This window comes from Paraburkholderia sp. MPAMCS5 (genome assembly GCF_036016995.1).
In the GTDB taxonomy this organism is placed as follows: Bacteria; Pseudomonadota; Gammaproteobacteria; order Burkholderiales; family Burkholderiaceae; genus Paraburkholderia.
On the sequence record NZ_JAYXBK010000002.1, the window covers coordinates 467,295 to 490,688 of the forward strand.

21 protein-coding genes are annotated in these 23,394 nt (G+C 65.8%); 10 read left to right on the top strand and 11 right to left on the bottom strand.

Annotated features, from left to right (window positions below):
* Nucleotide 1 precedes the first annotated feature (1 nt).
* The 6 genes from VOM14_RS06260 to VOM14_RS06285 all read left to right on the top strand — a co-directional run bounded on the left by VOM14_RS06260 (nt 2) and on the right by VOM14_RS06285 (nt 4,684).
* Nucleotides 2–487 (top strand): hotdog family protein, encoded by a 486-nt coding sequence (locus VOM14_RS06260; RefSeq protein ID WP_327627860.1) that lies wholly within the window; start codon nt 2–4, stop codon nt 485–487.
* Nucleotides 484–1,209 carry a 3-ketoacyl-ACP reductase FabG2 gene (locus tag VOM14_RS06265; RefSeq protein WP_327627861.1) on the top strand — a complete coding sequence of 242 codons (726 nt, stop codon included), beginning with the start codon at nt 484–486 and terminating at the stop codon, nt 1,207–1,209. Before VOM14_RS06260 ends, VOM14_RS06265 begins: the two co-directional genes overlap by 4 nt.
* On the top strand, nt 1,209–2,435 hold the full coding sequence (locus tag VOM14_RS06270; RefSeq protein ID WP_327627862.1) for a beta-ketoacyl-ACP synthase: 1,227 nt from the start codon (nt 1,209–1,211) through the stop codon (nt 2,433–2,435). Before VOM14_RS06265 ends, VOM14_RS06270 begins: the two co-directional genes overlap by 1 nt.
* Nucleotides 2,432–3,670 (top strand): beta-ketoacyl-[acyl-carrier-protein] synthase family protein, encoded by a 1,239-nt coding sequence (locus VOM14_RS06275; RefSeq protein WP_327627863.1) that lies wholly within the window; start codon nt 2,432–2,434, stop codon nt 3,668–3,670. The genes VOM14_RS06270 and VOM14_RS06275 overlap by 4 nt, the downstream gene beginning before the upstream one ends.
* Nucleotides 3,671–3,704: 34 nt before the next feature.
* On the top strand, nt 3,705–4,127 hold the full coding sequence (locus VOM14_RS06280) for a signal peptidase (protein WP_327627864.1): 423 nt from the start codon (nt 3,705–3,707) through the stop codon (nt 4,125–4,127).
* Between the two features lie 113 nt (nt 4,128–4,240).
* Nucleotides 4,241–4,684 (top strand): excinuclease ABC subunit A, encoded by a 444-nt coding sequence (locus VOM14_RS06285; protein ID WP_327627865.1) that lies wholly within the window; start codon nt 4,241–4,243, stop codon nt 4,682–4,684.
* Between the two features lie 18 nt (nt 4,685–4,702).
* On the opposite strand, the gene VOM14_RS06290 is transcribed toward VOM14_RS06285, so the two are convergent.
* On the bottom strand, nt 4,703–5,098 hold the full coding sequence (locus VOM14_RS06290) for a class I SAM-dependent methyltransferase (RefSeq protein WP_327627866.1): 396 nt from the start codon (nt 5,096–5,098) through the stop codon (nt 4,703–4,705).
* Between the two features lie 142 nt (nt 5,099–5,240).
* On the opposite strand from VOM14_RS06290, the gene VOM14_RS06295 reads away from it, so the two are divergent.
* Entirely contained in the window at nt 5,241–6,470 is a 1,230-nt protein-coding gene (locus VOM14_RS06295) for an NAD(P)/FAD-dependent oxidoreductase (RefSeq protein ID WP_327628115.1), read from the top strand.
* 16 nt (nt 6,471–6,486) lie between these two features.
* Here VOM14_RS06295 and guaD read toward each other — a convergent pair whose 3' ends face one another.
* The 5 genes from guaD to xdhA all read right to left on the bottom strand — a co-directional run bounded on the left by guaD (nt 6,487) and on the right by xdhA (nt 14,186).
* Complete coding sequence (gene guaD, locus VOM14_RS06300) at nt 6,487–7,875, bottom strand: guanine deaminase (protein ID WP_327627867.1); 1,389 nt, start codon at nt 7,873–7,875, stop codon at nt 6,487–6,489.
* 84 nt (nt 7,876–7,959) lie between these two features.
* On the bottom strand, nt 7,960–9,006 hold the full coding sequence (locus VOM14_RS06305) for an adenosine deaminase (protein ID WP_327627868.1): 1,047 nt from the start codon (nt 9,004–9,006) through the stop codon (nt 7,960–7,962).
* A gap of 69 nt (nt 9,007–9,075) precedes the next feature.
* Nucleotides 9,076–10,092 carry a xanthine dehydrogenase accessory protein XdhC gene (gene xdhC / locus VOM14_RS06310; protein WP_327627869.1) on the bottom strand — a complete coding sequence of 339 codons (1,017 nt, stop codon included), beginning with the start codon at nt 10,090–10,092 and terminating at the stop codon, nt 9,076–9,078.
* Nucleotides 10,093–10,212: 120 nt separating this feature from the next.
* The gene (gene xdhB, locus VOM14_RS06315; protein ID WP_327627870.1) at nt 10,213–12,639 is read right to left on the bottom strand and encodes a xanthine dehydrogenase molybdopterin binding subunit; all 2,427 of its coding nucleotides are present in this window, start codon (nt 12,637–12,639) and stop codon (nt 10,213–10,215) included.
* Nucleotides 12,639–14,186, bottom strand: a complete 1,548-nt coding sequence (xdhA, locus tag VOM14_RS06320; protein WP_327627871.1) for a xanthine dehydrogenase small subunit — start codon at nt 14,184–14,186, stop codon at nt 12,639–12,641. The genes xdhB and xdhA overlap by 1 nt, the downstream gene beginning before the upstream one ends.
* Nucleotides 14,187–14,508: 322 nt before the next feature.
* On the opposite strand from xdhA, the gene VOM14_RS06325 reads away from it, so the two are divergent.
* Nucleotides 14,509–14,748 (top strand): hypothetical protein, encoded by a 240-nt coding sequence (locus VOM14_RS06325; protein WP_327627872.1) that lies wholly within the window; start codon nt 14,509–14,511, stop codon nt 14,746–14,748.
* A gap of 22 nt (nt 14,749–14,770) precedes the next feature.
* Here VOM14_RS06325 and VOM14_RS06330 read toward each other — a convergent pair whose 3' ends face one another.
* The 5 genes from VOM14_RS06330 to VOM14_RS06350 all read right to left on the bottom strand — a co-directional run bounded on the left by VOM14_RS06330 (nt 14,771) and on the right by VOM14_RS06350 (nt 19,709).
* Nucleotides 14,771–15,280: a disulfide bond formation protein B gene (locus tag VOM14_RS06330; protein ID WP_327627873.1), complete on the bottom strand. Its 510-nt coding sequence runs from the start codon at nt 15,278–15,280 to the stop codon at nt 14,771–14,773.
* Between the two features lie 113 nt (nt 15,281–15,393).
* Nucleotides 15,394–16,773 (bottom strand): amidase, encoded by a 1,380-nt coding sequence (locus VOM14_RS06335; protein ID WP_327627874.1) that lies wholly within the window; start codon nt 16,771–16,773, stop codon nt 15,394–15,396.
* Between the two features lie 76 nt (nt 16,774–16,849).
* Nucleotides 16,850–17,530: a GntR family transcriptional regulator gene (locus VOM14_RS06340; RefSeq protein WP_327627875.1), complete on the bottom strand. Its 681-nt coding sequence runs from the start codon at nt 17,528–17,530 to the stop codon at nt 16,850–16,852.
* A gap of 120 nt (nt 17,531–17,650) precedes the next feature.
* The gene (locus tag VOM14_RS06345; RefSeq protein WP_327627876.1) at nt 17,651–19,000 is read right to left on the bottom strand and encodes an MFS transporter; all 1,350 of its coding nucleotides are present in this window, start codon (nt 18,998–19,000) and stop codon (nt 17,651–17,653) included.
* A 22-nt stretch (nt 19,001–19,022) separates the two neighbouring features.
* Complete coding sequence (locus VOM14_RS06350; RefSeq protein WP_327627877.1) at nt 19,023–19,709, bottom strand: DUF2848 domain-containing protein; 687 nt, start codon at nt 19,707–19,709, stop codon at nt 19,023–19,025.
* 173 nt (nt 19,710–19,882) lie between these two features.
* Between VOM14_RS06350 and VOM14_RS06355 the strand changes: the two genes are divergently transcribed.
* Together VOM14_RS06355 and VOM14_RS06360 are read left to right on the top strand one after the other, a co-directional pair.
* On the top strand, nt 19,883–21,640 hold the full coding sequence (locus VOM14_RS06355; RefSeq protein WP_327627878.1) for a cation:proton antiporter: 1,758 nt from the start codon (nt 19,883–19,885) through the stop codon (nt 21,638–21,640).
* 120 nt (nt 21,641–21,760) lie between these two features.
* On the top strand, nt 21,761–23,233 hold the full coding sequence (locus VOM14_RS06360) for a gamma-glutamyl-gamma-aminobutyrate hydrolase family protein (protein WP_327627879.1): 1,473 nt from the start codon (nt 21,761–21,763) through the stop codon (nt 23,231–23,233).
* Nucleotides 23,234–23,394: the final 161 nt, after the last annotated feature.

Here is a 23,394-nt window from a genome sequence, read left to right on the forward strand (position 1 = left end):
GATGAACGAAGCACGAAGCATCGACGAACTGCTGCAACTGCCGATCGAGGCGATCATCCCGCATCGCGGCACCATGCTGCTGATCGACGCCGTCGAGACCTTCGGCGCCGACACGCTGTCCGCGCGCGCGAGCGTGCAGGCCGACGCGTGGTACGCCGACGCGCAAGGCGCGATGCCCGCATGGATCGGCATCGAGCTGATGGCGCAGTCGATTGCCGCGCACATCGCGTTGCTCGCCATGCGCGGCGGTGGCGAGGCGCGTCCCGGCGTGCTGCTCGGCTCGCGCAGCTACAAGGCGTTGCAGCCGTCGTTCGCGGGCGGCGCGCGGTTGCGCATTCACGCGAGCGAATTGCTGCGCAGCGAGGAAGGCCACGGCGCGTACGAATGCACGATTCACGACGGCGACGTGTGCTGCGCCGAGGCGGTCATCAAGGTCTTTCAACCGCCGAATTTTCAGTCATTCATCGAGGGGAGTTTCAGTTCATGAGCCGGCGTGTTCTCGTTACCGGCGCAAGCCGCGGCATTGGCCGGGCGATTGCGTACAAGTTGGCCGCCGATGGCTTCGCGGTATCCGTGCATTGCCGCAGCGGACGCGCCGAGGCCGATGCGGTCGCGACGGGCATCGCCGCGCAGGGCGGCACGGCGCGCGTGCTGCAATTCGACGTGCGCGAGCGCGCGGTGTGCCGCGAAGTGCTCGAAGCGGATGTCGCGGCGAACGGTCCGTACTACGGCATCGTGTGCAGCGCCGGCGTGACGCGCGACGCCGCGTTCCCCGCGCTCACCGACGAAGACTGGGACGTCGTGATCGAAACCGGTCTCGACTCGTTCTACAACGTGGTGCATCCGCTGACCATGCCGATGGTGCGCGCGCGCAAGGGCGGGCGCATCGTCACGATCGCGTCGGTGTCCGGCGTGATGGGCAATCGCGGCCAGGTCAACTACAGCGCGGCGAAGGCCGGCCTGATCGGCGCGACCAAGGCGCTCGCCGTCGAACTGGCGACGCGCAACATCACCGTCAATTGCGTGGCGCCCGGTTTGATCGAAACCGGCATGCTCGAAGAAGTGTCGCTCGAACACGCATTGAAAACGGTGCCGATGAACCGCGTCGGCCAGCCTGCGGAAGTGGCGTCGGTGGTGAGCTTCCTGATGTCGGATGCGGCCTCGTATGTCACGCGCCAGGTGATCGGCGTCAACGGCGGGATGGTCTGATGAAGCGAGTCGTCATTACCGGCATGGGCGGCGTCACCGCGCTCGGCGATAGCTGGGACGCGATCGAAGCGCGCCTGAAAAGCGGCGTGAACGCGGTGCGGCGCATGCCCGAATGGGATTACTTCGAATCGCTGCATACGCGGCTTGCGTGTCCGCTGCCGGCGTTCGTCACGCCCGCGCATTATCCGCGCAAGAAGACGCGCTCGATGGGCCCGGTGTCGCTGTATTCGGTGCGCGCCAGCGAACTCGCGCTCGCCGACGCGGGCCTCGCCGACGACGCCAGCATCAAGGACGGCCGCATGGGCGTCGCGTACGGCTCGTCTTCGGGTTCGGTGCAGCCCATTCGCGCGTTCGGCACGATGCTCGAAACCGGCTCGATGGGCGACGTCACCTCGAACAGCTACGTGCAGATGATGCCGCACACCACGGCCGTCAACGTCAGCCTGTTCTGGGATCTGAAAGGGCGGATCATTCCGACCTCGTGCGCGTGCGCGTCGGGCAGCCAGGCGATCGGCTACGCGTATGAGGCGATCCAGACCGGCAAGCAGACGCTGATGCTGGCAGGCGGCGCGGAAGAGTTGTCGGGTCCGGCGGTCGCCGTGTTCGACACCTTGTATGCGACCAGCACGCGCAACGACGAACCGCATCTCACGCCGCGTCCTTTCGATGCCGCGCGCGACGGTCTCGTGGTCGGCGAAGGCGCGGCCACGCTGGTGCTCGAAGAATACGAACACGCGGTCGCGCGCGGCGCGCGGATTCACGCGGAGATCGTGGGCTTCGGCTGCAACTCGGACGGCGCGCACATGACGCAGCCGACCGCGGAGACCATGGCGCGCGCGATGCAATTCGCGCTGAGGGACGCCCAGCTTCCGCCCGAGGCAATCGGGTATGTGAACGCGCACGGCACGTCGACGGATCGCGGCGACATTGCCGAGAGTCACGCGACCGCGCAGACCTTCGGCGCGCGCGTGCCGATCAGTTCGCTCAAGAGCTACGTCGGCCATACGCTCGGCGCGTGCGGCGCGCTCGAAGCGTGGTGGACCATCGAAATGATGAAGCGCAACTGGTTCGCGCCCACGCTGAATCTGCACAACGTGGACCCGGCGTGCGCGCCGCTCGATTACATCGTCGGCGCGGCACGCGAGATCGACGCGGAACTGGTGATGAGCAATAACTTCGCGTTCGGCGGCATCAATACGTCCTTGATTTTCAGGCGCGTTCGATGAGCGTGGCGTTGCAACGCGTGGTCGTCACCGGCATGGGCATCGTGTCGTGCCTCGGCAATACGCTCGACGAAGTGTCGGCCGCGTTGCGCGCGGGCGCGTCGCGCATCGAGCGAATCGACGCGTGGCGCGAGCGCGGTTTCGGCTCGCAAATCGCGGGCGTCGCGTCGGTCGCGCACGAGCCGCCGTTCGAGCGCAAGCTCGAGCGCTTCATGGGCGACACCGCGCGCTTCGCGTGTCATGCCGCGAAAAAGGCCATCGACGATGCCGCGCTCGACGCCGCCGCGCTGCGCTCGCCGCGCGCCGGCACGGTGATCGGCTCGGGCGTCGGCACCATGTCGAGTTACGACGCGGCGATGTCGATCGCGCATGCGCGCGGCGTCGAGAAAGTGCCGCCGTATACGGTGCCGCACGCGATGAGCAGCACGGCTTCCGCGAATGTCGCGCAGGTGTTCGGGCTCGAAGGCGTGAGCTACTCGCCTTCGTCGGCATGCACGACTTCGGCGCTGGCGATCGGCCAGGCCATGCAGCTGATTCAGAGCGGCCGCCAGCAGATCGTGCTCGCCGGCGGCAGCGAATGCCTGCACGACAACATGGCGCTGATGTTCGACGCGATGGGCGCGCTGTCGCGCCGCTTCAACGAGACGCCGGCGCGCGCGTCGCGGCCTTACGACACGGAACGCGACGGTTTCGTGATCGCGTCGGGCGCGGGCGTGCTCGTGCTCGAAGCGCTGGATCACGCGTTGGCGCGCGGCGCGCGCATCCATGCGGAACTGACCGGCTACGGCGATTGCACCGACGCCGGCATGGTCACGCCGCGCGCGGCAGGCATCGCGCGCGCGATGCGCGGCGCGCTGGGTGAAGCAGGCAAGCGCCCCGACTACATCAACACACATGCGCCTTCCACACCGCTTGGCGATGTCGAGGAACTGCGCGCACTGCGCGACGTGTTCGGCGCGCATCCGCACGAGGGCGTGCCCGCGTTTTCGTCGACCAAGGGGATGACCGGGCATCCCCTTGGCGCATGCGGCGCGCACGAGGCGATCTATACATTGCTGATGATGCGCGACGGGTTCATCGCGGGTACGGCGGGGATAGAAAGCGCCGAGCCCGAGCTTGACGGCATGCCGCTCGTGCTTGAAACGCGCGAGGCGCGGATCGGCACGGCGATGTCGGTTTCATTCGGCTTTGGTGGAAGTTGTGCGAGCTTGATGTTCGAGGCGTGGCAGCGCGGCTGAACCGGCCGCGACTTAAAAAACGAGGGTGACCCAAATGAAAAGAGCTTTTGTGCTGGGCGCATTGACCATTGCAGCGGCAACGCTGACTGGCTGCGCGACGCAGGTGAAGTCGCTGCCGCTCGCGGCGGCGGGCGGGGAATCGCGCGGCGGCGCGCCGGTGTATTTCGGCACGCAGAATCATCCGGCGGTGAAGCGCGCGTTGGGCGACGTGTCGTATTCGGTGCGCATCGCGCGCAAGGTCTCGGCACCCGACGACGCCTGCCGCGAGGCACTCGCCGAAGCGATCGGCAAGCTGCGCGCCGCGGCGGGCGAGCGCGGCGCGAATGCCGTGATCGACGTGAAGACGCGCTTTCACAGCTCCGAAAGCAATTCTTCGCAGGACTTCACCTGTGGCGTGAGTCCGAGCGCCGCCGCGATCGCGGTCAGCGGCCGGCTCGTCGTGCTGGAAGCGCAATAAGCCGCGTTTGCGGTGAATACGGGGTCGATATGCAGTCGATACACAGTCGATATGCAGTCGATGCGCAGTCGATACAGAAATACAAATCCGATAACAACCACGAAGGAGTATCAATGAAACGCCATCTGATGTCTGTCACTCTCGTCGCTTCGTTCGCCATGCTGAGCGCCGCGCCCGCCTTTGCGCGCGACTCCGTGGGCAACTATCCGATTAGTGACGCGTTGCAGAGCGAGCCGGGCAAGGTCGGCGACGACGTCGCGCTGTACTTCGCGGGCCAACCGCATCCGGCCGTCGTGAAGAAGATGGGCGAATTCGCGACGAACAAGAAGACCAACGCTTTCGGCAAGAGCGATTCGGCGGCCTGCAAGCACGTGTTTCTGTCGGCGGTGATCCAGTTGCAGGACCGCGCGCGCCAGGAAGGCGGCAACGCGGTGATCAACATCAAGAGCAACTACAAGAACGAACTGCGCGAGAGCGCCACCGAGTTCACGTGCGGCGCGGGCGCGGTGATCGCCGGTGTCGCGCTGACGGGCGAAGTGGTGACGCTGCGCAAGTAAGCCGCATCACGCGACTGTTCAAACGGCCTTGAGCGCCGCGACATTGACGAGCCTCTCGCGGCGCTCGCCCGCTTGCGGACGGCACAGGCCGAGCCGTTCGAGAAGACCGAAGTCTTTCGCGCGGCCCCACCAGAGATAAGGCAGCGACACGTTGCCTTCGGTGCAATGGAAACCGCCGCGGCGAATCATGTCGTGATAGTCGATGCCGACAAGGCGGCGCGGCTTGAGCGCATCGGCCAGCAGGCGAAACGAAATGCCTTGTCCGCAACCCGCATCGACAAGCACGGGCAACATGGGCAAGGGCGTGTCGATCAGGCCTTTCAGGTCGTCGATCGCGACGCGCAGCACATGGTGTTCCCACGTACGAGTGCGCAGGAATCCGATTCCAAATGCCGTTTCGGGCACGAAAGGCACGCGGGATGTTTGAGACGGCGACCCGCTGAACTCCCCCGGAAACGGTCTTTTTGTTAGAGACGCAAGGTAGCAGGCAACAAGGATGCAGCGTAACGCTGCGTCGAGCAAGCAAACGATCGAGGCAAACTTGAGTACACATGTCATGAAGCAGACGGCGGTCGACGTCGTCATCATCGGCGCCGGTCCGGCCGGCGCAGTCGCGGCCGCGTTGCTGCGCAAAGCGGGCCGCTCGGTGCTCGTGCTGGAGCGCCAGCACTTTCCGCGTTTTTCGATTGGCGAAAGCCTGCTGCCGCAAAGCATGGCTTACCTCGAGGAAGCCGGCATGCTGCAAGCCGTGGTCGAAGCGGGCTTCCAGTACAAGAACGGCGCGCATTTCGTGTATCGCGAACAGACGTCGTCGTTCGACTTCCGCGACAAACATTCCGATGGATGGGGCACGACGTATCAGGTCGAGCGCGCGGTGTTCGACGAGATCCTGATCGGCTGCGCGGCGAAGCAGGGCGCCCAGGTGCGCTTCGGCCATAGCGTGCAAGCGGTGCACACGGGCACAGCGCCGCGCGTGGACGTGATCGACGAGGGCGGCAACGCGTATCAGATCGAAGCGCGTTTCGTGTTCGACGCAAGCGGTTTTGGCCGCGTGCTGCCGCGTTTGCTGAACCTGGAAACGCCGACGGGCATGCCGACGCGCGCCGCGCTCTTCTCGCATGTGTACGACGGTTTGCCGGCCGGCGCGATGGACCGCAACAAGATCTGCGTCGCCACGCATCCCGAGCGCCGCGACGTGTGGTTCTGGATGATTCCGCTCGCGGGCGGGCGCTCGTCGGTGGGTTGTGTCGCCGAATCGAGTTTCCTCGACGTGCCCGAAGCGGAGCGCGAGGCGACGCTGCGCGCGCTGATCCAGAAGGAGCCGACGCTTAACCGGCTGATCGGCGACGCGCCGTTCCTGATGCCGGTGCGCCAGATCGGCGGTTACTCGGCGAACGTCGCGCATCTGCACGGGCCGGGTTATGCGCTGCTGGGCAATGCCGGCGAGTTCCTCGACCCGGTGTTTTCTTCGGGGGTGACGATCGCGCTACGCTCCGCGCATCTCGCGGTGCAGACCTTGAACCGTCAACTGGACGGCGAGCAGATCGACTGGTCGGCGGAATACGACGTGCCGTTGCGCAAGGGCATCGACACGTTCCGCGCGTTTGTCGAGCGCTGGTACACGGGCGAATTGCAGGACCTTATTTTCTACCCGAACCAGACGCCGTCGATTCGCCGCATGATTTGCGCGGTGCTCGCGGGCTATGCATGGGACGAAACGAATCCGTACGTCGCCAGTCCGGCGCGCAGGCTCAATGCATTGCATGAGGTGTGCATGCAGGGCTAAGCCCTGCCGCACATCGTCAAGCCGCGACGCGCGCGACGCGCGGCGTGTGCGGCGCGTGCGGTCGCACCTCGTCGCGGCGATGCACGCGCTGGCCGGCCGCATACGTTTCGTACACCGCGCGGTCGTCGCCGAGCAGCGCGAACGCGAACAGCAGTTCTTCGAGCGATTCGGTGCGGGCGGTGCGGCGCGCGAGCAGCGGCGTCGCTTGCGGATCGAGCACGACGAAGTCCGCCTCGGACTTCGGCTTCAAGGTGCCGACCTTGTCCGCGAGATCGAGCGCTTCGGCGGCGCCCGCGGTCGCGAGATAGAACATGCGCGTCGCCGTCAGGTGATGGCCGCCCAAGCGAGCGACCTTGTGCGCTTCGTTCATCGTTTGCAGCATCGAAAACGAGGTGCCGCCGCCCACGTCCGTGGCGAGCGCGACGGGCATGCCGGATTCGTCGGCCTTGTCGAAATCGAACAGGCCGCTGCCGAGAAACAGATTCGACGTCGGGCAATGCGACGCGACCGCGCCGGTTTGCGCCATGCGCTCGCGGTCCTGCTCGTCGAGATAGATGCAATGGCCGTACACCGCGCGGCGGCGCAGCAGACCGTAGTGATCGTAGATGTCGAGATAGCTGCGGTGGCCGGGAAAGAGGCTGTTGACCCACCTCACTTCGTCGGTGTTTTCGGCGACGTGACTTTGAATGAACACATCCGCATGCTGGCCCGCGAGCACGCCGCATGCTTCGAGTTGCGCTTGCGTGGAGGTCGGCGCGAAGCGCGGCGTGAGCGCATACATCTGACGCCCGCGATTGTGCCAGCGGCCGATCAGCTCGGCGCTGTCGTCATAACCCGATTGCGCGGTGTCGCGCAGAAACTCCGGACAGTTGCGGTCCATCAGCACCTTGCCGGCCACCATGCGCAGATTTCGCGCCTCGCTTTCGGCGAAGAGCGCATCGGCCGATTCCTTATGCACCGTGCAGTACACGAGCGCCGTGGTCGTGCCGCAAGCGAGCAGCTCTTCGAGAAAGAAGCTCGCCGTGTCTTGCGCGTAAGCCTGATCGGCGAAGCGGCGCTCGGTCGGAAACGTGTAGGTGTCGAGCCACGGCAACAAACCCGGCGCGGGCGACGCAATCATGTCCGTTTGCGGATAGTGAATGTGCGTGTCGATAAAGCCCGGCACGATCAACTTGCCGCGCATGTCCTGCACGACCGCGCCCGGCGCGAGGCGCGGCGCGAGCGCTGCATACGCGCCCGCCGCGACGACATGGCCGTCTTCGACGATCAGCAAGCCGTCCTCATTGAACACAGCCGCATCCGGCGAGCGCGCCGGGTCGCCGTTGAAGGTCAGCAATTGCGCGCGAAATGCCGATTGGGCCGTTTGAGTTGACGTCTGAGCCGACGCCTGTGCCGAATGAACCATGAGAAAGCTGTCTCCGAATGTGAAAAGCTGCGCAGCGCGAGCGGCGGTTTTTCGGCGCCGCCCGCGCTGCAATACATCGGCCCGTCAATGCGGGCCGCTTTGATGCCAATATGCGTCGAGCTTCGCGATCAGTTCATCGCGTTGCTCCGGCGTGACGAACGACGCGTCGAAACCATTGCGGATGATCGTGTAGACCTCGGCATCGTCGAGCTTCAAGGCGTCGATGGTCGCGACGTAGTTCGCGTTCACGTAGCCGCCGAAATACGCGGGGTCGTCCGAATTCACCGTCACCGCGACGCCGCGATCGAGCAGGTCCTTCAACGTGTGTCGGGTCATGTCGTCGAATACGCAGAGCTTGAGGTTCGACAGCGGACATACCGTCAACGCAACGCGCGTGTCGGCAAGACGCGTGACGAGCGCCGGATCTTCGATGCTGCGCACGCCGTGATCGACGCGGTCCACCTTCAGCAGATCGAGTGCTTCATAAATGTACGATGGCGGTCCTTCCTCGCCGGCATGCGCGACGAGCTTGAGGCCGAGTTCGCGCGCCTGCGCGAAGACACGTTCGAACTTCGACGGCGGATGGCCACGCTCAGACGAATCGAGTCCCACGCCGATCAGGCGATGCTTGTACTGCTCGAACAACGGCCGCGCTTCCTCGAAGGTTGCGAGCGCATCGTCTTCTGACAGATGCCGCAGGAAGCACAGAATCAGCTTGCTCGACATACCGCGCTGCTCTGCATCGGCGAGCGCGCGTTCGATGCCGGCCACGACAGTCGCAATCGGCACGCCGCGCTCGGTGTGCGTTTGCGGATCGAAAAAGATCTCGCTGTGAATCACGTTGTCGGCGAGACAGCGCTCCACATACGCCATGGTCATGTCGTAGAAGTCCTGCTCGTGCAGCAGCACGCTCGCGCCGGCGTAGTAGATGTCGAGGAACGATTGCAGGTCGGTGAACGCATAGGCGGCGCGCAAGGCGTCGATCGAGTCGTAAGCGAGCTTCACGCCGTTGCGCTTCGCGAGCGCGAAAATCAGTTCGGGTTCGAGCGAGCCTTCAATGTGAATATGCAGCTCGGCCTTCGGCGCGAGCATGGCTTTTTCGGTCAGGGACGTAGCGGTTGTTGTATTCATGGTCGGTCAGGAGTTCGTGAGTGTCGTCTTGCTCCGGATGCGATGGCGCGTGCTGTCGACGTGGCGCCGTTATGCCGTCTGCGCCGCGTGCTGCAGGCTCGCGTGGGTCTCGACAGCCTGCAGCAGTTGCGCGGCCGCGGAAATCGCAATGATTTCCGGCGACTTGTCGACGATGCCGTCGACGCCGAGCGGGCACTTCATCCGCGCGATCCGTGCAGGGTCGATGCCGCGTGCGGCGAGCCGGTGTTCGAACTGCTTGCGCTTGCTATGCGAGCCGATCATGCCGAAGAACGCGAAATCGCCGCGCCGGAGAATGCGTTCGGCCAGCTCCAGATCGCGTGCATGGTTGTGCGTCATCACGATGAAGTACGTGTTCGGCGCGGCCTGATCGACGGCTTCGTCGGGCGCGTCGTTCGCGTCGATTTTCACGTTAGGCGCATGCAGCGATTCGACGGGCGGAAACTGCGCGTCGCGTTCGTCGACCCAGCGCACCGTGCAAGGCAGCGTGGCCAGCACGCGAACCAGCGCGGCGCCCACGTGGCCCGCGCCGAACAGCACGACGGCAAACTCGTGAGGCGCGATGGTTTCGGTGAGCAGCGCGCCGCTGTCGTCGAAACCGGCGCCGTCCCACAGCAGGCAGTCGGCGGCATCCACGCCCGGCTCGGGGTCGGACAGCATCACCGCATCCGGTGCGGGGCCGAATGATACGCTACGCACCGTCGATTGACCCGCGGCCACGCGCTTCGCGAGCGAGGTGATCCAGCCGAGGTCGCCGACGTCGAGCCGCTCGAACGCGAGGATCACCGCGCCGCCGCAGCATTGGCCGAGACTCGGGCCGAGCGCGAAGCGTTCGAGCCGCCGCATATGCGGCGAGCGCATGCCGTCGCGCAGCACCTGGCGCGCGGTCTCGATCGCTTTCCATTCGAGGTGTCCGCCGCCGATCGTGTATTTCGCCGATTCGCGCGTGACGATCATCTTGGTCCCGGCTTCGCGCGGCGCCGAACCTTCGACGCGCGCGACCGTCACCAGCACGGCGGCGTCGCCGTGCGCGAGCAGTTGTTGCAGGTCAGGTAGCCAGGCTTGCATCCGGCGGTTCTCCGTACATTGCCGCGCGGAATATCCGTGCGGCCGGTTGAGCGGGGCGCGATGCATGCGTGTCGCGTCGGGCCTTCGTGTGTGTACTTCGCTGGTTTGATTGCTTGCGATTCACGCGGTGCTGTTCGTGGTGGCCGCTTCGTTCGTGGCGTGTTGTCCGCGCGATGGATCGTCGTCGATCTGGGCGCGCAATGCATCCAGTGCGTCGAGAATCGCTTCGGGCGTGGCGGGCGCGCGCAGCGGCGGCGCGTGCTGCGCCGTCGGCACGGCGGTCGCGATGGCGTCGCGAATCGCAAGGAACACGGAGAACGGCAGCAGCAACGGCGGCTCGCCGACGGCCTTCGAACGGAACACGGTCGGCTCCGCGTTCTGGTTCTCATAGAGCCGCACATGGAACGCGGCGGGCGTGTCGCTCACGGCCGGAATCTTGTACGTGGACGGCGCGTGCGTCATGAGGCGGCCATCGCGGTTCCACCACAATTCCTCGGTGGTGAGCCAGCCCATGCCCTGAATGAAGCCGCCTTCCACCTGGCCGAGATCGATTGCGGGATTGATCGACTGGCCGGCGTCGTGCAGCACGTCGGCGCGCAGCAGTTTCCATTCGCCGGTGAGCGTGTCGATCACGACTTCCGACACGGCCGCGCCGTACGCGAAGTAATAAAACGGATGACCGGTCAGCGTTTGCGCGTCCCAATGTACTTTCGGCGTCGTGTAGAAACCGTCCGACCACAACTGCACGCGCGCGAGATACGCCGCGCCGACCAGTTGCTCGAAGGGCATTGCGCCGCCGTTGACGCACACCTCGCCGCTCTCGAACCGCACGTCGTCCGCATGGCCGCCGAGCTGTTTCGCCGCGAGGCCGGCGAGCCTCGCGCGGATCGTTCGGGCGGCGGCTTCGGCGGCCTTGCCGTTCAGATCGCTGCCGGTGGAAGCCGCGGTCGCCGACGTGTTGGCGATCTTCGACGTATCGGTGGCGCTCACCCGCACGCGCGAAAGCGGCAAGCCGAACTCGTTCGCGACGACTTGCGCGACTTTCGTGTTGAGCCCCTGGCCCATTTCGGTGCCGCCGTGATTGACGAGCACCGAGCCGTCCTTGTACACGTGCACGAGCGCGCCGGCCTGATTCAGAAAAGGTACGTTAAACGAAATGCCGAATTTCACCGGCGAAAACGCGAGGCCGCGCTTGAGCACCGGACTCCTCGCGTTGAACGCGGCGATGGCTTCGCGGCGCGCGCGATAGTCGCTGGTGCGCAGCAGATCGTCGGTCAGCGGGGCGATGATGTTGTCTTCCACGCGTTGCCCATAAGGCGTCGTGTCGCGTTCGCCGACGCCGTAGTAGTTCGCGACGCGCACGTCGAGCGGATCGCGCTTCAACTGACGCGCGATGCTGTCGAGCATCACCTCCATCACGAGCGCGCCTTGCGGACCGCCGAAGCCGCGAAACGCAGTGTTCGACTGCGTGTTGGTCTTGCAGCACAGCGCGACGATGTCGACATCCGGAAGGTAATACGCGTTGTCGAAATGGCACACGGCGCGCGTCGCGACGGCGCCGGAGAGATCGGCGGAATAGCCCGCGCGCAGCGCGATTTCCACGCGTGCGCCGAGAATGCGGCCGCTGTCGTCGAAGCCGGCTTCGTACTCGTAGACCGCGTCGTGACGCTTGCCGGTGATCATGAAGTCGTCGTCGCGATCGGCGCGCAGCTTCACCGGACGGCGCAGCAGTCTGGCCGCGAGCGACGCCACGCAGGCGAACAGCGCCGATTGCGATTCCTTGCCGCCGAAGCCGCCGCCCATACGGCGGCATTCGCACAGCACGCTGTGCGCGGGCCAGCCGAGCATATGCGCGACGACCTGCTGCATTTCGCTCGGATGCTGCGTCGAGCTGTACACGAGCATGCCGTCCATCTCTTTGGGGACTGCATACGCGATCTGGCCTTCCAGATAAAACTGTTCCTGGCCGCCGACTTCGAACGTGCCGCTGATCCGATGCGGCGCGGCGGCGATCGTCGCGCCAGGATCGCCGCGCGTGAGATGCAGCGGCGGCAGCACGAACTGCCGGGCGGCCTTCGCGTCCGCGGGCGTGAGGATCGCTTCGAGCGGTTCGTAGCGGATCACGTCGTCGCTTTTCGCGAGCGCCGCCGCACGCCGCGCGAGATCGTGGCTTTCGGCGATCACGGCAAACACCGGCTGGCCGAGATACAGCACTTCATGGGCGGCGAGAATCGGGTCGTCGTGCAGCACCGGGCCGCAATTGTTTTCTCCGGGGATGTCCTCGGCGGTCAGCACGGCGATCACGCCGGGCGCGTTCCTCACGGCGTCGAGATCCATCGACACGATGCGCGCGTGCGCATGGCGCGACAAGCCGAGCGCCGCGTGCAGCGTGCCTTGCAGTTCGGCGATGTCGTCGGTGTAAGTGGCTTCGCCGCTCACGTGCAAGGCCGCCGATTCGTGCGGCAGCGCGACGCCGATGGCGGCTTCGGCCTCGTGTTTTTCGGCCGGGTCGGCGGCGCGTTCGACGAAAGCATCGGTGCGGTTCATCACGACGGCTCCTTCGCGACGGCCGCGTCCGGCGCGCCGGCTCCGAACGCGAACGCATTCACGTCGAAGAGGGCGAGCGGCGCGTCATCGCGCGTTTCGAGGTGGAAGCGCCACAGCAGGTTGCGCGCCACCTTCAACCGGTAGGTGCTCGACGCGCGCATGTCGGTGAGCGGCTGGTAATCGGCGGCGAGCGCGTTCATGGCCTGCCGCGCGGTGCTCTCGTTCCACGTCGCGCCGTTCAGCACGGCTTCGGTTTGCACGGCGCGCGCGGGCGTTGCCGCCATGCCGCCGAAGGCGACGCGGGCCGCGCCGATCGCGCCGCTCGGATCGATCTGCAGCGCGAACGCGGCACATACCGCCGAGATATCCTGATCGTAGCGCTTCGACACTTTGTACGTGCGAAAGCGCAAACTGCCGACCGGCCGCGGCACGCGCAGCGCGGCGACGAATTCGCCCGCCGCGAGCGCGGTTTTCTGATAGCCGAGATAGAACGCGTCGAGCGGCAGCGTGCGCGTTTTCGCGCCGTGGCGCAGCACGACTTCGGCGCCGAGCGCGAGCAGCGCGGGCATCGAATCGCCGATCGGCGAGCCATTCGCGACGTTGCCGCCGAGCGTGCCGGCATTGCGGATGGGCAGCGACGCGAAGCGCGTCCACAACTCGGCGAGTTCGGGATAGTCGGCGGCCAGCGCCGCATAGGCGTCTTCGAGCGTGACGGCGGCGCCGATCGTCAGCGTCTGTGCATCGCGCTCGATGGTCTTCAATTCGCGCACATTGCCGATGTACAGCATGTCGCCGAGATCGCGGAACTGCTTCGTGACCCACAGGCCGATGTCGGTGCTGCCGGCCAGAAGCCGCGCGTGCGGATGCCCGGCGCGAAGTTGCGCGAAGGCGTCGAGCGCGACGGGCGCATAAAACGCGGGCGAGCCGGACGCGGCGCCGCGCGGGTCCGGCGCGCGGTATTCGAAGGTGTCGTTGCGTTGCAGCGCCTGCAAGCTCCGTGCGACGGCGTCGCGGTCGAGCGTCACGCGCGGGTACTGCGCGTAGTCGAACATTTTCTGCGACGCTTCGACAATCGGCCGGTAGCCGGTGCAGCGGCACAGGTTGCCGGAGAGCGCGGTGTTGATTTCGTCGCGTGTGGGCAGGCCGGCGGCGGCCGGCTGGTTTTCGTACAGCGCCCACATCGACATGACGAAGCCCGGCGTGCAGAAGCCGCATTGCGAGCCGTGGCAATCGACCATGGCCTGTTGCACGGGATGTAGCGTGCCGTCGGCGGCGCGCAGGTCTTCGACGGTGAAGAGCGCTTTGGCGTCGAGCGTGGGAAGGAACTGGATGCAGGCGTTGACTGCTTTCAACGCGAGGCCGCCTTGCGCGTCCAGTTCGCCGATCACCACCGTGCAGGCGCCGCAGTCGCCTTCAGCGCAGCCTTCTTTCGTGCCGGTGCAATGCAGGTCCTCGCGCAGATACTGGAGCAGCGTGCGCGATGCGGGCACGCCCGCGACCTCGCGGACGGACCCCTGGTGATAAAAGCGGATGGTTTGCGTTGTCATGGCGAATCCAGAAGACAGTGCGGACCGGGCGCGCGTTACGCAGGGGGTCGCGCCAAAGCCGGCCTCGCGCACGTAGATCGCCATCCAGAACCGAAGATAGCATTACCGCGCCCCAAAAATATTTCCGATATCGCATGAAGCTTATGCGAAGGAAGCAATGAGATAAGTCCGATTCGTGCTGGACGGAGAAGTTGCGTCGTCGGATGAGGGAGAGAGGGCCGGGCGGTGAGCCAGGTGGCGTGGGCCGAGGGCGGCCACGGCAGGCGGTTGCGGCCAGGCGGGTGAGTGGAGCGGAAGGGAAGGCGGGACGTGCGGAATTGGGGTGGAGCGCAAGGGAAGCGAGGCAGAAGCGGCAGAAGCGGAAGAAGCGGCAGAAGCGGAAGAAGCGGCAGAAGCGGAAGAAGCGGAAGAAGCGGAAGAAGCGGAAGAAGCGGAAGAAGCGGAAGAAGCGGAAGAAGCGGAAGAAGCGGAAGAGAAGCGACCAGAAAGCGAAGGGGGCGCGGATCGACGCCGCTCAACCCGCCGAAACCGGCCGCAGCGAAAAGAAAGCCGCAACCGGTAGCGCCAGAATCCCTCCAAGCCCTTCAGGAAATCCGCCCGCGATTGCGCATGAGACTCAGCGCCAGCGGCACGAACGCCAACACGAAGCCCACCAGCGACCACATCGGCAGAGTCAGGCCGAATATCGGCGGATAGGCGGTTTCGCATAGCCCGGCGACCTTGAACACGCCCGGCAGCCAATGCGCGGGCGGCAGGCTGTCGACGACCGGTTGCAGCGCGTCGAAGCCGCAGCTAAAGCCCGGATTGGCCTGCACATAGACGTGGCGCACGGCGGTCACGATGCCCGCCAGCGCGGACAGCGCCGCGAGCACTTCCAGCAGGCGCACGCCGCGCCACCGGTTAAAACGCGCGCCGAGAAACGCGAAGATCGCGATCAGCAGAAAGAAATAGCGCTGGATGATGCACAGCGGGCACGGATCTTCGTGCATGAAGTACTGCAGATACAGTGCGCCGGCGAGAAGGCCGACGCAGATCAGGCCAAGCAGAACCAGCAGGGAGCGCTCGCGGCGCAGCATCGCATTGTCGTTGTTCATGGATCGTGTGGCGGTCGTAGGGCTGTCTGTCAGCGAAAAGGGCAGGTGCTCGCGATTCTAGCGCGAACCCCCGCCCCCACGATGCCACGCGCGCACCCGAACCGTGACGCCGCTCAGCGAATCGCGTTGAGCACCGCTTCGGCGCCGCGGCCAATCGACAGCAACGCGTCGTCGGCGTGCGGCGCGCCGGCCAGCATGAGGCCCACCGGCGCTTCGCCGCGTAGATGGCACGGCAGCGAGAGCGCGCAGGCGTCGAGAAAGTTGAACACGCCCGGATTGCGCAGCATCAACGCGTTCGTGCGGCCAAACAGGTCGTCGTCGGTAACGAGTTCGGCGACGCGCGGCGGCACCATCGGCACGGTCGGCGCGACCACGGCGTCGAAGCGTTGCCACAGCGTGCGGGCGGCTTCGGCGAGCATCGCGTCGCGCTCGGCGAGCAGGTCGAGATAGTCGGCGGCGCTCGCGGGCTGGCCCTTCAGAATGCGCACCAGCACGCGCGGATCGTATTGCTCGCGGTGTTTTTCCAGCAACGGACGATGCCACGCATACGCCTCGATCGGCGAAAAGCCGAAGCGGTTGATGTCCGGCAGCCGGTCGAGCGGCGCGAAACGCACCTCGCTGACAATCGCGCCAGCCGCTTCCAGATGCTTGAGCGCGGTGTCGATGGCCGCGGCGACCTCGGGCTCGACGCCGTCGGTGACAAAGTGTGTGAGCACGCCGAGGCGCACGCCTTCGAGCGGGCGCGCGGCCGGCACGCGCGGCTCGAGGCCGGCCAGCATGCGGTCCACCAGCGCGCAGCAGGCCACGGAGACGCCGATCGGGCCGAAGGAATCGAGTGTGGATGAAAGCGGCACGCCGCCTTGCTTCGGAATGCGCGAAGCCGTCGGCTTGAAGCCGGTCAGGCCGCACAGCGCGGCGGGAATGCGGATCGAGCCGCCGGTGTCGGTGCCGAGCGCGATGGCCGCCATGCCGTCGGCCACGGATGCCGCCGCGCCCGACGACGAGCCGCCCGAAATGCGCTCGTCACCCTTCACGCCGCGCCGGTACGGCGACAGCGGATTGCCGTAATGCGGATTCAGGCCGAGTCCGGAAAACGCGAACTCGCTCATATTGGTTCGTCCGACGACCACCGCGCCCGCCCGCTTCAGGCGTGCGACGGCGACGGCGTCGGCCTTGGCCGCCGGCGCGTCGGCGAGCACGGTCGAGCCCGCGCGGGTCGGCTGGCCTTCGATGTCGAACAGGTCCTTCACCGAGACCGGAATCCCGGCGAGCGGCGAGAGCACGGTGCCGGCCGCGCGCAGACGGTCGTGCGCGTCGGCGGCCTGGCGTGCGCCGTCGGCATCGACGTGCATGAAGGCGGCCGCGCCCTGGCCGGCTGGATCGGCGATCCGTTCAAGCGCGGTTTCGACGAGCGCGCGGCTCGTGGTGCGCCCGGCGGCGAGGTCGTCGGCGAGATGGGCAAGCGGCGGAAAAGGCGTGAATTCGGTGGCCATGATGTCGTTCGATCCGGTTGGACTGCGTGACGCCGGTGTTGCGCGACTGCGCGCTTTTCCGGCTTCGTTATGTTGATCAGATGCGATTGAAGAGCGTCGCGCGAAACGCCTCGATATGGGTTTGCACCGAGCGGCGCGCGCCTTCGGCGTCGCGCTCGCGCAGCAGCCGGAACAGCTCCAGATGCTCCTCGTGCACGTCTTCCAGATGATGCGGCTCGGACAGCGAAATGAACCAGAAGCGCAGCGAGCGCTCATGCAGTCCGCGCAGAATGTCGGCGAGCACCGCGTTGCGCGAGGCGGCCGAAATCGCCAGATGGAACTCGCGGTCGATATCCATCATGCCTTCTATGTCGTGCGCGGCCACGCACACGGACGAGCGCTCCAGCAGCGCCTGCATCGCGTCGTAATCGTGCTGCTGCGCGTGACGCGCGGCCAGCTCGACGCAATAGCTTTCGTTCACGAGACGCACGTCGATGATCGCGAGCACGTCGTCGAGCGAAACCGGGCGCACCATGATGCCCTTGCGCGGCATGATGGTCAGCATGCCTTCGTGCACGAGCCGGTGCAGCGCCTGGTGTACGGGCGTCCTGCCGATGCCGGTCAGCGCCATCAGCTCCGCTTCATTGAGCACCTCGCTCGGCCGCAAGCGCATGGTGATGATCTCGCGCTTGACGAACGCATACGCCTGTTCGGCGAGACTCGCGTTGGCGGTCGCTCGGGTGGGCCGGGAAGGGCGGGCGGTCTGCAAAAGCGTCATGTGAAAAAGGAGCGGACGGGGTCGTCCGCGCATTGTAGAGCAAGGTTTTGCGAGGGCGCCGGGGAGTGCCGGATGGGTGCCGATGTCGCCGGCTGCCGCCATCTTGCGCCGCCCGCGGCGTCACGCCCTGCCGGGCACCGCCGCCGCCGCGTGCTGCACTTTCACGCGCGGCATCAGCAAGGTAACGAGTCCGCCCACGATCAGCGCGCCCGCGATCAGCACGAGGCCGAAGGTCACGCTGTGGGTGGCGTCCTTCACAATGCCGAGCACATACGGGCTCACATAACCGGCGAGGTTCGCAATCGAATTGATCACGGCGATGCCGGCGACGGCAGCCGTGCCTTGCAGGAAGCTCGTCGACATCGACCAGAAGATGCCGAAGCCCGAGAGAATGCCGATATACGCAATCGACAGACCGGCGACCGCCAGCGGAATCGAGTTCGTGACCGACGCGCTGCCGATCAGCCCCGCCGCGCCGATGAAGCAGCACACGGCGTAGTGCCAGCGGCGCTCGCCCGTCACGTCCGACGAACGGCCGATCAGGATCATGCCGATGCCCGCCGCGAGATACGGAATCGCGGTCACGAAGCCGTTCGTGACGAGGTCCGTCACGCCGAGATCCTTGACGATCTGCGGCAGCCAGAACGAGAAGCCCGCGTTGCCGGTGACGAGGCAGAAGTAGATCAGCGTCAGCAGCCAGAAGCGGCCCGAGCGCAACGCGACCGCGAGGCTGTGCTCCGCGCCCTGCGTGGCGGCCGCCGCGTTTTCGCGCGAAATGCGGCTCGTGATCACGCGCTTTTCGTCGGCGCTGAGCCAGGCGGCTTCGGCGGGCGTGTTGCGCAGCACGGCGAGCGCCCAGAAGCCGGCGAGAATCGACGGAATGCCTTCGATCAGGAACATCCACTGCCAGCCGCGCAAGCCGTGCGCTTCATGCAGCGCGGACATCAGGAAGCCCGACAGCGGCGCGCCGATGATGCCGGCCACGGGAATCGCCGCCATGAACACCGCGACCATGCGCGCGCGTCGATCGGACGGAAACCAGAAGGTCAGATAGAGCACCACGCCCGGCACGAGTCCCGCTTCGGCGACGCCGAGGAAAAAGCGCAGCACGTAGAACATGGTTTCGCTGTGCACGAACATCATCAGGCACGAGAGCAGGCCCCACAGCATCGTGATGCGGGCGATCGTGGCGCGCGCGCCGAATTTCTTCAGCAGCAGATTGCTCGGCACCTCGAACACGAAATAGCCGAAGAAGAAAATCCCCGCGCCGAGCCCGTACGCCGCGTTGGACAGGCCGAGATCGCCGGTGAACTGCAGCTTCGCGTAGCCGATGTTGACGCGGTCCAGATACGACAGCACATAGACGAGAAACAGGAACGGCATGATGCGCCACGTGATCTTGCGGATGGCGGCGGCTTCGAGCCAGGCGTCGGCGGACGCGTCGGCGGCGGTGGGCGATTGGATGCTCATGAATGCCTCGTTCGACGATAGCTCATTCGACAATAGGTAAGGCGCGCACGCGATAGGCGTGGCGCAGCGTGCGCTTCAGGATCGGGTCGTGCAATTCGAGTTCGAGCGCGTCGCCGTCCGCCATCCCGGCGATGCCGCCTTGCACCGGCAGCGTGCCGCAGAACATGGCCGCGTTCGGCGCGAGCGGGGCGCGCGCGAGCAGATCGGCGGCGGGCAGCAGCGAGGCGACGCTGCCTTGCTGATAGACGCGGCGCTCGCCGTTCGCCACCGCGTAGGCGCGCAGTTCGAGCTGGTCCCAATGATCGGCGACTTCGTCGAAACGCCAGGCGTCGCGCGCGACGGGCTTCGGGCACACCTGCTTCGAGACGGTCACGCCATAGGCCTCGACTTCGCGGTCGGTGTGATCCGAGCCGACGGTGACGAGCAGCCCCGCGTCCGACTGCACCAGCACGCATTCCGCTTCGCCGCTCGACTTCACGCCGACCACGTCGATCTGTTCGGCCTGCGTCAGCAGTTCCGCGCCCAGACGATAGAAGCACGGCGTGGTGGACGGACGCTTCACACCCAGTTCGGCCAGCTCGGCAATGTGATGCTCGATCGCGGCCTGATCGCGTCCGGCCCAGCCGGCAATCGTCAGACGGTTCACGTCGAGGGAAGCGGCGCGCGTGGCGCCCGAACGTTCTACAACATTGAAAATGGCCTGCCGCATCAGTCGACTCCGAAGAAATATGCGGCAAATATTATTGTGATATTTCACAGGCGTCCAGCGTGTCAAAAACATTCCGCGTCGAGATCCGCAGACGCGATGCGGCCCGTGGCGCGGGCCAACCGTTTGTTACACTGCGCTTTTTAAGACATTACTTTCTGTAAGGAAAATTGCGCATGCACCACGGCATCGGCTTCATTCAGGATCTGGCGGTCGTGATGGCGCTGGCGGGCGTCGTCACCGTGCTGTTCCATCGCCTGAAGCAGCCGGTGGTGCTCGGCTATATCGCGGCGGGCGTGATCATCGGGCCGTACACGCCGCCGTTTCAATTGATCCACGACGAGCAGACCATTCAGACGCTCGGCGAGCTGGGCGTGGTGTTCCTGATGTTTTCGCTCGGCCTCGAATTCAGTCTGCGCAAGCTCTTCAAGGTCGGCGCGACGGCGATCGTCGCAGCGCTTTCCGAAATCGTCCTAATGTTGTGGCTCGGCTATGAGATCGGCAGCGCGTTCGGCTGGAGCCCGATGGATTCGCTGTTTCTCGGCGCAATCCTCGCGATCTCGTCCACGACGATCATCGTCAAGGCTTTGTCCGAGCTGGGTTTAAAGCGCGAGAGTTTCGCGCAACTCGTGTTCGGCATTCTGATCGTGGAAGACATTCTGGCGATCGCGATGCTCGTGCTGCTGTCGGGCATCGCGCAGACGGGCCAGTTGAGCGCGGGCGTCGCCATCGTCACGCTCGGCAAGCTGCTGCTGTTCATGACGGTGTCGCTGGTGATCGGCATTCTCGTCGTGCCGCGCGCGTTGAATTACGTGGCGCGGGCGCGCAGCGACGAAATGCTGCTCGTCGCGGTGCTCGGCTTTTGCTTCGGCTTCTGCCTGCTGGTCGTCAAGCTCGATTACAGCATTGCGCTCGGCGCGTTTCTGATCGGCGCGATCATGGCGGAATCGCGGCATCTGCATCGGATCGAGCATCTGATCGCGCCGCTGCGCGACGCCTTTTCCGCGATCTTTTTCGTGACCATCGGCCTGATGCTGAATCCGGCGGTGCTGGTCGACTACGCATGGCCGATCGCGGTGATCACGGCGGCGGTGATTCTCGGCAAAATCGTCTCGTGCGGGCTCGGCACGTTCCTCGCCGGTAAAGATGGCCGTACCGCGATGCGCGTCGGCATGACCGTTTCGCAGATCGGCGAGTTTTCGTTCATCATCGCCTCGCTCGGTTTGACGCTGAAGGTGACGAGCGCATTTCTCTACCCGATCGCGGTCGCCGTCTCGGCGCTGACGACGCTGTTCACGCCGTATCTGATCCGCGCCGCCGATCCGCTCACGCGGCGCGTGGCCGGCGCGATGCCGCGCACGCTCGTCAACGTGTTCGGTCTGTACAGCCAGTGGCTCGGCAGTCTCAGCACGGGCAGCGGCGAGCCGACGCTTTTCAGCATGACTCGGCGAATCGTCCTGCAGATCGCGGTGAATCTGGCGCTGGTCGTGGCGATATTTCTGGCCGTGTCTTACGGCGCGCCTTACGTCAGTAGCGTGCTGACGCACTGGCTGAGCGCCGAGCCGATGCAGCGCGCCGTGTTGTGGAGCGCCGCGCTGATCGTGTCGATGCCGTTTCTCGTGGCGGTGTATCGCAAGACCAAGTCGCTCGCGCTGCTGCTCGCCGAAGTCAGCGTGCAGCCCGCGACGGCGGGGCGCTTCACGAGCGCGCTGCGTTACGCGATCTCCGATCTCGTGCCGGTGGCGTGCATGGTCGGCGTGTTTCTGCTGGTCGCGGCGCTCTCGGGCGGCATTCTGCCGCCAGCGGGACTGCTTGCCGCGGTGCTTATCTGCGCGGCGCTGTTGCTGGCGCTGGTGTGGCGCTGGTGCGTGAAAATTCATGCGGCAATGCAAATCGCGTTGCGTGAAACTTTCGACGAACAGCCTGATCCCTAAGTTAGACGGGACTGCGCCGCAATCGCGGACAATGTGAGCAATTGTGTGCGGGTTTGCCGCGCTTGGCACGCTGGCGGATAATCAGGGCATATTCATTCGTTCGCGCCCCAGCCGACAGTCATGAGCGAAAACAAACCTGAAAACGCCGGTCAGCCCGGCAACCCCACCCCGTCTTCGGCATCGCCGGCCAGCTCCGGCAGTGTTCCCGCTGAACCGGCCGCTTTAATCCCTCTCTCACATGAAGATGCGGTGCAGTCGGCCGTCAAGGACCCGGTGACCGCGGTTTCCGCGCCGTCGGGTGCGACGGAGGCGGCCGCGAGGTCATCCACGGACGATCCCGACAGCGCCTCCGCCGTCACGCCAGCCGACCAGCGCACGGTGCAGCAACGCGACGCAGCCGAAGCGCGCAGTTCCGCCGCGGCCTCCACCGCGAAGCAGGAGGCGGCCGTTCACGAGCGCGACGCGCGCTCGGGCCGCGCGCGCGAGGCGAGCGCCGCGCCGCCCCCGTCGGCCACGCCGGCCGGCAGCGCGACGCCGCTCACCAGCGAGCCGCTAACCGGCGAACTCGTCACATCCACCGACGACGCCCTCGCCGCCGAGGAAGCCGCCGCCTCCACCGCGCGTCCCGCCGGTTCGCCGCCGCCGGGTTTCGGCGCCGCGCCGGACTTCAGCGCAACGAACCCGCCGCCGCCGAACGCGTTGCCGCCGTCGCCGCCGCGCTATCTGAAGCACAGCGATTCCGCGTGGTCGGTGTTCGGACGCATCATCGCGGCGCGCGCGCGTCAAATATTCGATCGCGCCGGGCAGCGGATTACGCAACGCACGCTGCGCATCGGCGTCTCGGCGCGGATCTTTCACCCGGAGCCGGGTGCGAAAGGGCTGCGCGGCAAGACGCTGCAATACCTTGAGGAATCGATTGCGCACTGGGTCATGTCGCGCGACGTGCTCGTGTTCATGATTCCGACGGTCGGCCACCAGGGCATGCTGCATCCGAGCAATATTCGGTTGCGCGATTACGCGAAGCATCTCGACGGCCTGCTGCTGCAAGGCGGCGCCGATGTGTCGCCGCAGTCGTACGCGGAAGCGGCAAGCCGCCCCGAATGGCCGGGCGACCGCGTGCGCGACATGTACGAACTCGAACTGCTGCATGAATTTGTCGAGTCGGGCAAGCCGGTGCTCGGCGTGTGCCGCGGCTGTCAGCTCATCAACGTGGCTTTTGGCGGCACGCTGTATCAGGACATTGCCACCGATGTGCCGACCGCCGGCGCGCACGTCAACGAAGATTACGATCAGCATCGGCACGCCATCCATTTCCCGGACGGCTCGACGCTGGCCAATATGTTCCCGAACCGGCGCGACGTGATCGTCAATTCGATCCATCATCAGGCAGTCAAGACGCTCGGCCGCGATCTGAATATCGAGGCGGTGTCGGCGTCGGACGGCATCATCGAGGCCGTGCGCTACCGGCGCGCGCCTTTCGTGATGGGCGTGCAGTGGCATCCGGAGTTTCATCGCGCGGGCGGGCCGGAGCTGCTCGATTGCACGCCGCTGCTCGACACGTTCTTGCGGGTGGCGCGCGAAACGCGCTTCTAGAAGCGCTTGCGCGTTATCTGAATTGCGGCTTGGATCGCGCCACGACGGCGCGGTCGAGCTTTGAAACCCGATGAATTCGAGGCGCCGCCTCGTTTCTTTTTGTGCCGCTGCTGATTGTCTTGCTGTCGTTTCGGCTTATCCGACCATCCTTTTATTTCGCG

What these genes read in the sequence shown, in the direction of transcription:
- VOM14_RS06260 (WP_327627860.1), top strand. Translation starts at nt 2, where the DNA reads ATGAACGAAGCACGAAGCATCGACGAACTGCTGCAACTGCCGATCGAG.
- VOM14_RS06265 (WP_327627861.1), top strand. Translation starts at nt 484, where the DNA reads ATGAGCCGGCGTGTTCTCGTTACCGGCGCAAGCCGCGGCATTGGCCGG.
- VOM14_RS06270 (WP_327627862.1), top strand. Translation starts at nt 1,209, where the DNA reads ATGAAGCGAGTCGTCATTACCGGCATGGGCGGCGTCACCGCGCTCGGC.
- VOM14_RS06275 (WP_327627863.1), top strand. Translation starts at nt 2,432, where the DNA reads ATGAGCGTGGCGTTGCAACGCGTGGTCGTCACCGGCATGGGCATCGTG.
- VOM14_RS06280 (WP_327627864.1), top strand. Translation starts at nt 3,705, where the DNA reads ATGAAAAGAGCTTTTGTGCTGGGCGCATTGACCATTGCAGCGGCAACG.
- VOM14_RS06285 (WP_327627865.1), top strand. Translation starts at nt 4,241, where the DNA reads ATGAAACGCCATCTGATGTCTGTCACTCTCGTCGCTTCGTTCGCCATG.
- VOM14_RS06295 (WP_327628115.1), top strand. Translation starts at nt 5,241, where the DNA reads ATGAAGCAGACGGCGGTCGACGTCGTCATCATCGGCGCCGGTCCGGCC.
- guaD (WP_327627867.1), bottom strand. Translation starts at nt 7,875, where the DNA reads ATGGTTCATTCGGCACAGGCGTCGGCTCAGACGTCAACTCAAACGGCC.
- VOM14_RS06305 (WP_327627868.1), bottom strand. Translation starts at nt 9,006, where the DNA reads ATGAATACAACAACCGCTACGTCCCTGACCGAAAAAGCCATGCTCGCG.
- xdhC (WP_327627869.1), bottom strand. Translation starts at nt 10,092, where the DNA reads ATGCAAGCCTGGCTACCTGACCTGCAACAACTGCTCGCGCACGGCGAC.
- xdhB (WP_327627870.1), bottom strand. Translation starts at nt 12,639, where the DNA reads ATGAACCGCACCGATGCTTTCGTCGAACGCGCCGCCGACCCGGCCGAA.
- xdhA (WP_327627871.1), bottom strand. Translation starts at nt 14,186, where the DNA reads ATGACAACGCAAACCATCCGCTTTTATCACCAGGGGTCCGTCCGCGAG.
- VOM14_RS06330 (WP_327627873.1), bottom strand. Translation starts at nt 15,280, where the DNA reads ATGAACAACGACAATGCGATGCTGCGCCGCGAGCGCTCCCTGCTGGTT.
- VOM14_RS06335 (WP_327627874.1), bottom strand. Translation starts at nt 16,773, where the DNA reads ATGGCCACCGAATTCACGCCTTTTCCGCCGCTTGCCCATCTCGCCGAC.
- VOM14_RS06340 (WP_327627875.1), bottom strand. Translation starts at nt 17,530, where the DNA reads ATGACGCTTTTGCAGACCGCCCGCCCTTCCCGGCCCACCCGAGCGACC.
- VOM14_RS06345 (WP_327627876.1), bottom strand. Translation starts at nt 19,000, where the DNA reads ATGAGCATCCAATCGCCCACCGCCGCCGACGCGTCCGCCGACGCCTGG.
- VOM14_RS06350 (WP_327627877.1), bottom strand. Translation starts at nt 19,709, where the DNA reads ATGCGGCAGGCCATTTTCAATGTTGTAGAACGTTCGGGCGCCACGCGC.
- VOM14_RS06355 (WP_327627878.1), top strand. Translation starts at nt 19,883, where the DNA reads ATGCACCACGGCATCGGCTTCATTCAGGATCTGGCGGTCGTGATGGCG.
- VOM14_RS06360 (WP_327627879.1), top strand. Translation starts at nt 21,761, where the DNA reads ATGAGCGAAAACAAACCTGAAAACGCCGGTCAGCCCGGCAACCCCACC.